This is a genomic window from Peptoniphilus sp. Marseille-Q6390, from assembly GCF_965119475.1.
In genome coordinates, this window is the sequence record NZ_CBCPLS010000002.1 from 139,101 (window position 1) to 151,974 (window position 12,874).

A 12,874-nucleotide genomic window follows, 5' to 3' on the forward strand; every position below is an offset into this window, starting at 1 on the left:
GGGAACTATAAATAAAAAATTGAAATCTTCTTATAAAAGTTATATGCTAAACTTATAAAGTATAAAGGAGCTGCGACATGAAATTAAAAAATTTATTTAAACTTACAATGTTATTTGTCTTACTACCTGTTCTCGTCTTTGCAGAAGATTTTAAGTCTATAAAAATTGATGCAAACATAGATAGGGATGGAGTTGCCAAGGTAAAGGAAGTTTGGCAAATAAACGAAGACAATAAGGACTACACAGAGAGATACAAGAGGATAGAAAACTTGCAAGGTATAAAGATTGAAAATTTTTCTGTCAATGCTCTTGGAAGAGACTTCACAGAAAAAACTCCTTGGGACCTTGATGCATCCTTTGAAGACAAGGCCTACCACTATGGAAGGATTGACAAGGAGGACCAAGTTGAACTCACTTGGGGCATAAGTGAATTTAAGGACAACACCTACAACTTGTCCTACACAATAAATCCCCTTGTAGTGGGACTAAAGGACGCTGACATGGTCTTCTTTAATTTCGTGGGAGAAAACTTTAATCCAAAACCAGAAAATGTTGAGATAAACATCAAGGGCTATGAAGCCTTTAAGGATGTAGAAATGTGGGGCTTTGGTCTTAAGGGTGAAATCCATAATGTGGACGGAGTAATCCAAATGAAATCAACAGATTATGTTGACTATGCAACAGTCATGCTGAAGTTTCCAAAGGGCTACTTCAACACTGCCTACAAGATTGACAAAAACTTCGACGACTATGCCAATATGGCAGCTAAGGGATCAGACTGGGAAAACAGAGAAGGCCAGGCCTATCAAGAGCCAATGTCAAATACAGAAAAATCAGTTCTAGGTCTTGTTGGGGCTCTTGTACTTGGAGTAGTTTATTTTGTGGCAAGAGCTGCAAGCCTATCCTTTAACAAGAGAAAAATTGAAAATAAAAAATCTCTTCCAACAATTAAGGACCTAAAGGGAGAATATTATAAAAAACTACCTTATGATGGACCAATGGAAGACTTGTCTTACTTTATCGGCCAAGCCTACCTTGTTACAAGTGACTTAGTTGGAAATTATATAAACGCCTTTATCTTGAAGTGGAGCCTTGAAGGAGCCATTGAATTTATAGAAGAGGGCAAGGGCTTTGCCGACAATAAAATAAAAATTATAAAAAGGCCAGAAGACATGGGGCCTATGGAAGAAGAACTCTTTGACATGATTAATGCTGCCAATGAAGAAAGCCAAGAGGACTTCATCACTGCCAAGGCCTTTAAGAGATATGTCAAGGACCACAAGAAGGAAATGGAAAATTACTACGAAGAATTCCAAACTTCATCCATCAGAAACCTAAGAGAGGCAGGTTACCTTGAAGATTATGTCTATGAAAAGAAATTCCTCTTCTCCAGAAGGACTGGCAAGGAACTAAGAGTTACTGAAAAGGGAAAAGTTCTTTACGAAAACTTAATTAAGTTTAAAAATTATTTAAAGGACTGTCTTGATGAGGTCACAGAAGAAGTTGACTTCAAGGAGTGGGAAGAGTATTTAATCTATTCATCAATCTTCTTCTTGGACAAGGAATTTGTGAAGGGTGCCAAGGCCTATCCAGCAACTGCAGGAGAATTTTCTGTTTACAACGCCCACCTTATTGCAACAAGAAACTTCTCCAGCAAGTTAAACAGGTCCTACCAATCAGGAACTGGTTTTGCCAGCCCTGGCGTGGGAGGAGCAACATCAGTTGGAGGCGGAGGAGGATCCTTCGGTGGTGGCGGCGGTGGCGGTCGCTAAAATTTAAAAATTTTTAAGCTATTAAAAAATGCTGTTTGTAAATCATACAAGCAGCATTTATTTTTATGAAAAATTTTATTTTATAGATTTGAAAATCAAAAAATAATTTTCAGCATAAAGAATTATATTAAGTAAAAGAAAGCTAATGAAATATTTTTTATTAACAGCTTCAAGCTTTGAAAACTTATATAGGTTTAAGAAGAAAACAGGTAGGGTAAGTATGAGTCCCAAATAAATATCAGAAGATCTTGTGAAGCCAGATTCAGTAAGAGGAACAAAGATGCCTAAATCAAAAATAATAAGTAGGGGCAAGATAATCAATATAATAAGTTCAAAAAAGATTGGTTTAAGACTTTTTACCTTATCATTGTAAGCAGTAATAATGAATCCAAGAATTAAAATTAAGGAATAGATTATCATTTGATCTAAGAGCAAGGCAAACAACATGGAGGTAAACTGAATATTGGTTGCAATTGTATTTAGATCATCTATTCTTTTACTAAATTTTGGAAAATAATTTATAAAAATAAATCCCAATAAAAATATAATTAAAAATACTCTTTGAAAGTTCATATAATCACCTCTTTATCCAATTATAACATAAGTCGTAAAAGCAACTAAAGTAAATCTCTATCTATTTTTATGATTTATATTAATGAAGTGAACTAGAAGTGGAAGCTTTTCATACTTGTTTAAAATTTTGAGAAAAATAATGTCAGATTATAGGTAAAAAAATCATAAAAAATCATAGGAAATATCCCAGCATTTTTAAGCCTAATTTTACTCAAATAAAGTCTTTATAATCTTTAAAAAAGGCTGAAAATAGTGTAAAATAACTGTAAGGAGTTTTGTCGTGGAATATTGGGATGTATATGATAAAAAAGGAAAATGGAAGAGGCGAGTCATAAGAAAGGGCGAGCGTCTTAAAAATAGTGATTACCACCTTATAGTTGAGGGATGGATCCTAAGAGATGATGGAAATTTTATTATCCAAAGAAGGTCTCTTAATAAAAAATCCTTTGCTGGCATGTGGTATTGTTCTGCAGGTGGGTCTGTTATATCGAGAGAGACTCCCAAGGAGGGCATGATCCGTGAGTTTAAGGAAGAGCTTGGTATCGATATAAGAGAAGATGAGCTCAAGCTCAAGAGGATAATCACTGAAAAAAACACAATATTTTATATTTTTCTAGTGCGTAAAAATGTTTCTCTTGATGAAATAGTCATGCAGGAGGAAGAGGTTATGGATGTTGACATAGCCAGCGTGGAAAAGATTCAACAAATGATTGAAGACAAAACTTTTATTGGACTTGATTACTACGAAAAATTTTTCAGAGGTATATAATCGTCTCAATTGAGGCGTTTTTTTATAGGAGGATTTATGAAATTATACAATACTCTAACGAGGAAGAAGGAAGACTTTGTTCCCATTAAGGAAGGCGAAGTTGGAATCTACAACTGTGGTCCAACTGTTTACAACTTTATCCACGTTGGTAACGCAAGGCCTCTAGTTGTCTTTGATACCTTGAGAAGGTACTTTGACTACAAGGGGATGAAGGTTAAATTTGTAGTTAACTTTACAGATATTGACGACAAGATGATTAACAAGGCAAATGATGAAGGCGTTAAGGTTTCTGATATTGCAGAAAGATATATAAAAGAATTTAAAAAGGATGCAGGTGGACTCCACCTTTATGACTACGAAACTATAAATCCTAGGGCAACTGAACACATTGATGAAATTATAGACTTCATTCAAACCCTAATTGACAAGGGTGCAGCTTATGTTTCCAATGGAGATGTTTACTTTGACATTAGCCATGCCAAGGACTATGGCAAGCTTTCAAAGAAAAATCTTGAAGACCTAATTTCTGGCCACAGGGTCGATGTCAATGACAACAAGAAAAATCCACAAGATTTTGCCCTTTGGAAGAATAAAAAAGAAGGAGAACCCTACTGGCAAGCACCTTGGGGAGAAGGAAGACCTGGCTGGCACATTGAGTGTTCTGTAATGGCAAAGACTATTATTGGAGACAACATTGACATCCATACTGGTGGCGAGGACCTACAGTTCCCTCACCACGAAAATGAAATTGCCCAATCAGAAACTTGCAACGGAGTTCCTTTTGCCAACTATTGGCTTCACAATGGAATGATAACTGTTGACAATGAAAAGATGTCAAAATCTAAGGGCAACTTCTTCACAGTTAGAGAAATATCTGAAGAGTTTGACTTAGAAGTTTTGAGATTTTTCCTTTTGACAACTCAATACCGTTCACCAATTAACTTCTCAAGAGAAGTAATGGAACAAACAAAAAATTCAAGCAAGAGACTTTACAATGCAAAGTACAAGCTTGAAGATGCCATAGAAAAAACTTCTGTAGAAAAAATCACAGAAGAGGAAGAAAATTTATTAAAGGGCTATGACAAGCACATTGAAAAGTTTGAAAGAGCTATGGAAGATGATTTAAACACTGCTGATGCCATTACTGCAATTTTTGACCTAGTTAAGGACATCAACTTAAATCTTGACGAAAATTCTTCAAAAGAAATCTTAGAAAAATCCTTAGAACTTCTTAAGAAGCTTACTAAGGTTCTTGGAATTATGGAAGAAGAAAGAGAAGAAATCTCAGGCGACATTGAAGAACTTATCAAGGAAAGAAATGAAGCTAGGAAGAACAAGAACTTTGCTAGGGCTGATGAAATTCGTGATGAGTTAAAGAATATGGGAATTGAAATAGAAGATACGAGAAGTGGAACAACTTGGAAGAGAATTTAAAATTTTTAGAAGTCAAAAACTACAGTGAAGCTGAGGTAAGGGAGCTAAGTCCCCTTGCCCTAGCCTATATAGGTGATGCTTGTTTTGAAATCTTAGTTAGGAGTGAAATCTTGGATATAAGAAAGAACCCCAACAAGCTTCACAGGGAAAGTATAAGGTATGTAAGGGCCAAGGGCCAAAGAGAACTTTTTGAAAAAATAGAAGACATCTTAACAGAAGATGAAATGAGGATTTTTAAGAGGGGAAGAAATGCCAAGTCCCACACAGTTCCCAAGAATGCAGACCCCATAGATTATAGGATTGCAACTGGAGTGGAGGCCCTTTACGGTTACCTCTACCTCTTAAAGAGATATGATAGGATTAGAGACTTATTTAAGGAGATGATAGGATGAAGGTAAAAATTATTTCCCACACAATTGATCCAGATAAGACAATTGCTGCGGCTGCTAAACTTTGCTATTCAAGAGTTGGTGTTGAAGAAATTACGGAAAATTTGACAGAGGAATCTACAGAAAAGTTTTTAAATAGACTTATGTCCTTTTCTCACTTATCACCACTTGAACACGTTAGCTTTACCTTTGCCATTGAAGGGGTTTCAAGGACTCTCACTCATCAACTTGTAAGACACAGACTTGCATCCTATTCACAACAATCCCAAAGGTATGTAAAACTTGATTCCTTTGAATACATTATTCCACCTCAAATTGAAAGAAATGAGGAAGCAAAAAAAGTTTTTATAGAAGCTATGAAGAGGGACCAAGAGGACTACGACAAGCTAGTTGAAATCTTAGTAGAAGAAAATGCAAGACCACTAATAGCAGAGGGTATGGATGAGGCCAAGGCAAGAAAGTCTGTAGAAAAAATGTCCATAGAAGATGCTAGATATGTCTTCCCTAATGCTTGTGAAACAAAAATTGTTGTCACAATGAATGTTAGAACTCTCCAACACTTCTTCACAGTTAGGTGTTGCGAAAGAGCCCAATGGGAAATTAGAGACCTTGCAACAGAAATGCTAAGAGAAGTAAAGGAAGTAGCACCACTCCTATTTAGGGACGAAGGGCCAGCTTGTGTAAGTGGACCATGCCCTGAAGGAAACATGACTTGCGGCAAGGCAAAAGAAATTAGAGAGAAGTTTAAGAATTTAAAATGAAATATATATACGGAAGAGGCCCCGTTATGGAGGCCATTAAAAATGAAGAAGTAGAAAAAATTTATGTAGGGAAAAATGCCAGTGGGTCTATTAAAAAAATTATTGGTATGGCAAGAGATGCAAAGGTCCCTACAGTTACAAGTGACAATGAAAAGCTAGAAGAACTTGCTGGTACAAAAAACCACCAGGCAGTAGTTGCTCTTGTAAGTGACTTTGAATATATTGAGCTTGAAGACCTAATAAGAAAGTTAGAAGACAAGGAAGACGCGAGGATTTTCATCCTTGATAAGATAGAAGATCCTCACAACTTTGGGGCTATAGCAAGAAGCTGTAACTTCTTTGGAATTGATGCCATAATCTTCCCAAACAGGAGGGCTGCAACAGTAAACGACACTGTAGTAAAATCTTCTGCAGGTGCAATCTATGACATTGATGTATGCAAGGTTTCAAATATTTCTCAGTCCATTGAAAAGTTAAAGGAAGCAGGCTTTTGGATTTACGCAACAGATCTTGAGGGAGAAGACATAAGAGAATGTGACTTCTCTGGCAAGGCAGCTGTGGTTATAGGCAACGAAGGCAAGGGAGTTTCAAAAAATATTTTGAAGAACTCAGACAAGACTATAACTATTCCAAACTTTTCTGATTTTGATTCCCTTAATGCCTCAGTTGCAGCAGCAATTGTAATGTATGAGATTAGAAGATAACAGAGAATAAAAATGAGAAGGCGAGCAAGTAGGTACAAAAGAGATGTAAACTATCTCTTTGTAGACGGATACAATATAATAAATTCTTGGCAACCCCTAATAGAATTAAAAAATGTGTCCCTTGAAGATGCGAGGAATGAGTTAATCGATATTATGATTGAATTTTCTCACACAAGAAGGGAACACATAATCCTAGTCTTTGATGCCTACTTGGTGAAAAAATCTGGAGGCAAGACCTACAAGAAAGATGGGATTGATGTGATCTTTACCAAGGAGTTTGAGACAGCAGACCATTATATTGAAAGGCAGCTAGATGAAATAGGAAGGCTCACCAATGTTCGTGTAGCTACAAGTGACAATGTGGAGCAGCAAATAATTTTATCTCGTGGCGGGACTAGGATCTCTGCAAGAGAGCTTGAGGCTGAAGTAAATAATTCCAAAAACAAGGTGAATTATGTTGCCAAAAGACTAAAGGAAGAAAGGGTTACAGCCCTTGATGAAGATATAATTCATAAACTAAGAAAATTAAAGCACGATATGTCAAAGAAAAATAGTTAGGAGGTTTAATATGAAGTGCAGAAATTGTGGAAAAGAAAATAAAGAAGATGCTTTATTTTGTATGGACTGTGGTCACGACTTAAGGGAAGATAGAGATTTTTCAAAAACAGAAATAATAAATAAGGACCGCAATTATTATGAAGAAGATGATGATAACATAGTAAAGAATAATTCCTTTAAAGATGACTCCATGGGCTTAAAACAAAAGGGCCTAATCTTTGGATTAGTTGTTGTTGGATTATTAGCTTTCTCCCTAATATTTAATTTTGGATTTAGCAAATACAGGTACTCAAAACTAGAGACATCTGCAAAGGCTAATCTTGAGGCAAAAAATTATAAGGAAGCTAGAGAAAAGTTTAGCCAACTTTATGAAAAGTCCTCTAATCAAAAGTACTTAGATGAAATCAATAACATTGATAAAATTTTAGAAACAAAGGACCTTTTAACTAAGGCCAATAAAAAATATGAAGCTAGAGACTATGAAGCTTCACTTGCCAACCTAAAGGAAATTCAAGTTGAAGACGACGATGAATTGCAAGAAAAGCTTGATGGACTCATTGAGAAGAACTACGCTGGAATGAAGTCTGAAATAATGCAACTTAAGTCTAGCAGAAATTATGATGGAGCAATCAACAGGTTAAATGAATACCTTGCTCTTGATCCTGACAATGCAGACTTTAAAAAGATGCTAGAAGAAATAAATCTTGAAAGGACAGACAACGAAAAGAAGGCTCAAGAAGAAAGTGAAGCTACAAAGCAAAAGGCAAGAGCTGATGAGTTGGAAGCTCAAATACAAAGACTTCAAAATCGTGAAGTATCAAGCTTAGTTGGCACTTATCAATTTGTAACTTCAGGCAAGGCCAATGTAAGAAGTGGACCAGGATTTGCCTACAGCATCTCTTATGTTCTTCACAGAGGCGACCCAGTTTACGTTTACGACACTAAAAGATCTGATGGAAGAACTTGGTGTAACGTTGGTAACGGATGGATAAGTTACAGGACATTAAACGGCGAAGCAAAATAATAAAAATTAGACAGTCGAGAGGCTGTCTTTTTTTATGCTCTTTTATAAGCTCTTTATAAATAGAAAGAATTTTATTTTAAAATATAAAATTTTTATTTAAGAAGATGTAAATAAATGTAAGTTGTGAAGTGAAAATAATATTTTAATAAGGAAGCAAGAACTGCATTTTAATAGAGAAGTCAGAACTATTTTTTAATAAAGAAGTAAGAACTATATTTTTATTTTTAAGTAATAATCAGTTATTAATCAAACAATTAAAAAAAAGAAAAATTTTTAAAATATTAATAATATTAAGTATCTGCTCATGTTTAAAAAATCAATCGTATTAAATTGAATTTTATGTTAACTATGGTATAATGTTTAAGCAAACGATAATCAAATTCAAATATTAATTTATTTTAATAAAATAAAAACAAGAAACGAGTGGTTAAATGCTTAGCTTAGTAATGGCGCCCTTAAATGTTAATTATAAGATTTTAAGGATTAAGTCTTTAGGAGATAGTAATATAACTGAGTCTCACCTGGCTAATCTTGGTTTTGTCAAAGATGCAGTTATAAAGGTTGTTAATGAGAACGATGGAAACTTAATTGTATATGTTAAAGATTCCAGAGTTGCATTAGGTAAGGATATTGCAAAAAAAATATTGGTAGAGGAGTTGTAAGAATTGATTACACTAAAGGATGCAGTTGTAGGAAAATACTACATCGTTAAAAAAATCAATGGTTCTGGTCCTTTAAAAAGAAGGATAATGGACATGGGTATTACAAAAAATTCAGAAATTTACATAAGGAAGGTAGCGCCACTAGGCGATCCTGTGCAAATTAATATTAGGAATTATGAACTTAGCATTAGAAAAGCAGATGCTGAGTTAATTACAATTGAAGAAACAGAAAAGAAGGAGGACTAAGATGGCTATTACTATTGCACTTGCCGGAAACCCCAACAGTGGTAAGTCCACTCTTTTCAACAACTTAACTGGTTCAAATCAATATGTTGGTAACTGGCCAGGGGTAACTGTTGAAAAAAAGACTGGTAAGTATAAAAAAGATAAGGACGTAAGTTTTACAGATTTACCGGGAATTTATTCCCTTTCACCTTACACATTAGAAGAAGTTGTTTCCAGGGATTATTTATTAAATGAAAAACCTGATGTAATTATTGATGTTATTGACGCATCAAATATAGAAAGAAATTTGTATCTTGCAACACAATTAAGAGAAATAGGAATTCCACTTATTGCTGCTCTTAACATGATGGACGTTGTGGAAAAGAACAAGGACTTTATTGATGCTGATAAATTATCAGAAATTTTACAATGTAAGGTTGTAGAAATTTCTGCTTTAAAGAACAGAAACATTGATGAATTAATTACTGAAGCGAAGAGCATCGCTGGAAAGCAAAATAATGAAATAAAAACTTTTACAGATGACATAGAAGCAGCTCTTCAAGAAATTGAAAACTTCAGTCAAATTAAAGATCTTAGTTCAAAAAGATGGCTTGCTATTAAACTTTTCGAAGATGACGAAAAAGTTGTTAAGGCCTACAAGTTAAATGATCAAGAAAAAAATAGACTTGAAGAAATAAGAACTAGCCTTGAAGAAAAATACGATGATGATGCAGAAGGTATCATAACAGATGCTAGATATGAATTCGTAACTGGAGTTGTTAAAGAATCTGTTAAGAAGAATAACAGGGGACTAACTCCTTCTGATAAAATCGATAAAATTGTTACAAATAGATTTTTGGCAATTCCAATTTTTGCAGCAATAATGATAGTAGTTTATTGGTTCGCTGTAAAGGTTGTTGGAGGACCTATCACTGACTGGGTTAACGACACCTTCTTTGGTGATATAGTTGGCGGCAGTGTTCAAAGCTTCTTAGAAGGAGCAGGAGTAGCTGAATGGTTAACTTCACTAATAGTTGATGGTATCATAGGCGGTGTTGGTGCTGTTCTTGGTTTCTTACCAGTAATTGTTTCCCTATTCCTATGTATCGCAATCCTTGAAGACTGTGGTTATATGTCAAGAATTGCCTTTATCCTAGATAGAATCTTTAGAAGATTTGGTCTATCAGGTAAATCCTTTATCCCAATCTTAATTGGTACAGGTTGTTCGGTACCAGCAATTATGGGAACAAGAACTATTGAAAATGACAATGACAGGAAGATGACAATTATGGTTTCATCCTTCATGCCATGTGGAGCAAAGACAGCTATTATTGCACTTTTTGCAGCTTTCTTTGGTAATGTATGGTGGTACGGACCTATTTGGTACTTTGGTGGTATCTTAGCGGTAATTGTGTCAGGTGTTATGTTAAAGAAAACTAACTTATTCCGTGGAGATCCAGCACCATTCGTAATGGAACTTCCAGAATATCACGTACCTTCAGCATACAATGTATTTAGAGCAACTTATTATAGAGGAAAGGCCTTCGTTGTTAAGGCTGGTACAATAATTCTTCTAATGACAGTTTTAATTTGGTTCGCAAAGAACATTTCAGTAGAAGGACACTTCGTAAACTTTGATGAAGCATCAACAGATTCAATTCTTGCCTTCATTGGAAAGGAACTTGCCTTTATCTTTGCACCACTTGGATTTGGTAACTGGATGGCAGCTGTGTCAACTATCCTTGGTCTTGTAGCAAAGGAAGTAGTTGTAGGAACTTACGGAGTTGTTGCAGGTCTTGGAGATGTAGAAGATAACGTAGCACCACTTGTACAATTACTACACACACAATTTAACGTTGTTACAGTATTCTCCTTTGTATTCTTCAACCAATTAACTATACCTTGCTTCGCAACAATGGGGGCAATTAAGTCTGAAATGGGATCATATAAGGGCTTCATTGTAGCAACTACCTATCAACTAGTATTCTCATACACAGTATCTCTTATGATTTATCAATTTGGTAGAGTCCTAGTATTAAAAGAAGCCTTTAACCTAGGAACAGGAGTTGCTATTGCAATCCTACTTGTTTACCTATACTTTATCTTTAGACCAGATAGGGTAAAGGAAAAAGAGTATGGTGCTTATAAAAAAAGTCAGTACGGAATTTAATTAATTTAAGAGGGTGAAAATATGGCTAACATAATAGTTGGAGCTGTAGTTTTAATTTTAATTGTTTTTGCAGTTAAAAAAGTTATTAAAAGCAAGGGATCTTGTGATTGTGGTTGTGACGCTTGTCATGGATCATGCTCAACAGATCACTTACACAAATAAAATTATTAAAGGAATATCTTTTAGGAGGTATTCCTTTTTTTTTTAGACTCTATGTCAAATATTGGGGAGACTTGTTAACTCGAGTCTCTTTCTTTGTGTAAAAATCAAATCTTAGACACTAATAAACTATCAAATCTAAAATAACTAAAAAACCATTAAAAATAAGCATAGCAATAAAACCCCTAAGGGTTTTGCGAATTTTCCTCTTTTACTATCACTACTTACATGCAAACATAATTCTTTTTCTAAATAAATTAAAAATTTTCATACCAAAACAATTTTTCTTTAAAGTTTTTTATTTTAGTATGTGTGCCTTCAAGAAGACCATTAGACCAAGGATAGTCAAAAGAATTGCATATTTCATCAAACCACTTATTAAAAGAAGTGACACAAGATCTAAATTCTTTTAAGTATTTATTAAATATATTTCGGAAAAATCTTGTAAAAATTTGGCGAAATTACATACTATAATTAAAAATAATGATTAAGTAATATTAATTACAAATTTATATTTAATTGATGTAATTTTCAAAAAAATATAAACACGTTTTTATATTACAATGTCATCAATAAAGAGAAGTAGAAAGGATAATTAAAATGAGTAGAAAAAAGATTTTAGGATATATTTCTGCTATTATAGGTCTCTTGTTAGTGCTTGCACCAAAATTTATAATACCAGTTTGTCCTCCTATGGAAAATGGGATGTTCATGAAATGCCATTGGATGGGAAATATGACTATGGGTATTGGCGCAGTCATTTTAGTATTAGCAATCATTCTTATTGTAGTTAAAGATTCAAAAATATCTTTAGGATTATCTATTTCAATTATAGCAATTGGTATTTTAGAGATACTAAACGCTCATGTACTTATTGGTGGATGCATGAAAGCTGATATGGCTTGCAGAGCAAAAACCATTCCATTTTGCACATTGTTGTCAGGCATATTGATTTTAGTTAATATTTATTATTGTATAAAAGAAAGAAATTCATAATGGAATCAATAATTAAAACTGAAAATTTAAGCAAGAGTTTTAAGAGAGGTTCTAATACAATTTTTGCAGTTAAAAATGTAAACTTTACCTTGGAAGAGGGAGATTTTGTCAATATAATTGGCAGAAGTGGTTCAGGGAAGTCAACTTTTTTAAATCTTTTGTCTGGTTTATTAAAACCGACTGAAGGTAAAATTTTTGCTAAGGGCAAAGATATGAGTGATTTTTCTGATAGAGAAATTAGCAAATATAGGAATGAAGTCATAGGTTTTGTGCCACAAAGTCTAGGAACACTTCCAAATTTAAATGTTTTAGAGAATGTGTCTCTTCCTTATTATCTATTTAAAAGAGATGACTCTGCTTATGAAAAAGCAGCTATGCTTCTTGATGAGATGGGAATTTTGCATTTGAAAGATGATTTTCCTAAAAATTTATCTGGAGGAGAGCTAAAAAGGGTGCTGATAGCCAGATCTATGATTAATTCGCCGGAACTTTTGATTTTAGATGAGCCCACAAGTGATTTGGATAAAAACACTACTATGGAGATAATGGATTTATTAAAAAAAATAAATTCTAAAGGTACTGCACTTATCATAGTTACTCATGAGCTTGATATTTTAAAATATGGCAATACACTTTGCCAAATGGAAGATGGAAGTTTAATAAAAAAAGAGGGATAGA

The 12,874-nt window shown here is 34.2% G+C and carries 16 protein-coding genes; 14 read left to right on the plus strand and 2 right to left on the minus strand.

Annotation, left to right across the window (positions count from 1 at the left end; translation table 11 throughout):
* The first annotated feature begins 77 nt into the window (after positions 1-77).
* Entirely contained in the window at positions 78-1,772 is a 1,695-nt protein-coding gene (locus ACWPVO_RS06475; protein ID WP_454207351.1) for a DUF2207 domain-containing protein, read from the plus strand.
* Between the two features lie 75 nt (positions 1,773-1,847).
* On the opposite strand, the gene ACWPVO_RS06480 is transcribed toward ACWPVO_RS06475, so the two are convergent.
* A complete protein-coding gene (locus ACWPVO_RS06480; protein WP_454207353.1) occupies positions 1,848-2,345 on the minus strand; it encodes a hypothetical protein in 498 nt (165 codons plus the stop codon).
* Between the two features lie 280 nt (positions 2,346-2,625).
* On the opposite strand from ACWPVO_RS06480, the gene ACWPVO_RS06485 reads away from it, so the two are divergent.
* The 11 genes from ACWPVO_RS06485 (at position 2,626) to ACWPVO_RS06535 (ending at position 11,203) form a co-directional block, all read left to right on the plus strand.
* On the plus strand, positions 2,626-3,114 hold the full coding sequence (locus ACWPVO_RS06485; protein ID WP_005953848.1) for an NUDIX hydrolase: 489 nt from the start codon (positions 2,626-2,628) through the stop codon (positions 3,112-3,114).
* 36 nt (positions 3,115-3,150) lie between these two features.
* A complete protein-coding gene (cysS, locus tag ACWPVO_RS06490; protein WP_285072550.1) occupies positions 3,151-4,548 on the plus strand; it encodes a cysteine--tRNA ligase in 1,398 nt (465 codons plus the stop codon).
* Complete coding sequence (locus ACWPVO_RS06495) at positions 4,533-4,940, plus strand: Mini-ribonuclease 3 (RefSeq protein WP_412622354.1); 408 nt, start codon at positions 4,533-4,535, stop codon at positions 4,938-4,940. The genes cysS and ACWPVO_RS06495 overlap by 16 nt, the downstream gene beginning before the upstream one ends.
* The gene (gene thyX, locus ACWPVO_RS06500; protein ID WP_282925004.1) at positions 4,937-5,698 is read left to right on the plus strand and encodes an FAD-dependent thymidylate synthase; all 762 of its coding nucleotides are present in this window, start codon (positions 4,937-4,939) and stop codon (positions 5,696-5,698) included. The genes ACWPVO_RS06495 and thyX overlap by 4 nt, the downstream gene beginning before the upstream one ends.
* Positions 5,695-6,402 (plus strand): 23S rRNA (guanosine(2251)-2'-O)-methyltransferase RlmB, encoded by a 708-nt coding sequence (rlmB, locus tag ACWPVO_RS06505; protein ID WP_256466637.1) that lies wholly within the window; start codon positions 5,695-5,697, stop codon positions 6,400-6,402. Before thyX ends, rlmB begins: the two co-directional genes overlap by 4 nt.
* Positions 6,403-6,414: 12 nt before the next feature.
* The gene (locus tag ACWPVO_RS06510) at positions 6,415-6,960 is read left to right on the plus strand and encodes an NYN domain-containing protein (protein WP_005953837.1); all 546 of its coding nucleotides are present in this window, start codon (positions 6,415-6,417) and stop codon (positions 6,958-6,960) included.
* A gap of 10 nt (positions 6,961-6,970) precedes the next feature.
* On the plus strand, positions 6,971-7,984 hold the full coding sequence (locus ACWPVO_RS06515; RefSeq protein WP_454207357.1) for a zinc-ribbon domain-containing protein: 1,014 nt from the start codon (positions 6,971-6,973) through the stop codon (positions 7,982-7,984).
* A 431-nt stretch (positions 7,985-8,415) separates the two neighbouring features.
* Complete coding sequence (locus ACWPVO_RS06520; RefSeq protein ID WP_005953854.1) at positions 8,416-8,646, plus strand: FeoA family protein; 231 nt, start codon at positions 8,416-8,418, stop codon at positions 8,644-8,646.
* Between the two features lie 3 nt (positions 8,647-8,649).
* Positions 8,650-8,892, plus strand: coding sequence for a FeoA family protein (locus ACWPVO_RS06525; protein WP_005953898.1), 243 nt, complete (start codon positions 8,650-8,652; stop codon positions 8,890-8,892).
* Between the two features lies 1 nt (position 8,893).
* Positions 8,894-11,041 (plus strand): ferrous iron transport protein B, encoded by a 2,148-nt coding sequence (feoB, locus tag ACWPVO_RS06530; RefSeq protein ID WP_454207360.1) that lies wholly within the window; start codon positions 8,894-8,896, stop codon positions 11,039-11,041.
* A 21-nt stretch (positions 11,042-11,062) separates the two neighbouring features.
* Positions 11,063-11,203, plus strand: coding sequence for a FeoB-associated Cys-rich membrane protein (locus ACWPVO_RS06535; protein WP_005953888.1), 141 nt, complete (start codon positions 11,063-11,065; stop codon positions 11,201-11,203).
* 254 nt (positions 11,204-11,457) lie between these two features.
* On the opposite strand, the gene ACWPVO_RS06540 is transcribed toward ACWPVO_RS06535, so the two are convergent.
* Positions 11,458-11,652: a transposase gene (locus ACWPVO_RS06540; protein WP_081451848.1), complete on the minus strand. Its 195-nt coding sequence runs from the start codon at positions 11,650-11,652 to the stop codon at positions 11,458-11,460.
* A gap of 148 nt (positions 11,653-11,800) precedes the next feature.
* Between ACWPVO_RS06540 and ACWPVO_RS06545 the strand changes: the two genes are divergently transcribed.
* Entirely contained in the window at positions 11,801-12,196 is a 396-nt protein-coding gene (locus tag ACWPVO_RS06545; protein WP_148466328.1) for a DUF4418 family protein, read from the plus strand.
* Positions 12,196-12,873, plus strand: coding sequence for an ABC transporter ATP-binding protein (locus tag ACWPVO_RS06550; protein ID WP_148466329.1), 678 nt, complete (start codon positions 12,196-12,198; stop codon positions 12,871-12,873). Before ACWPVO_RS06545 ends, ACWPVO_RS06550 begins: the two co-directional genes overlap by 1 nt.
* Position 12,874: the final 1 nt, after the last annotated feature.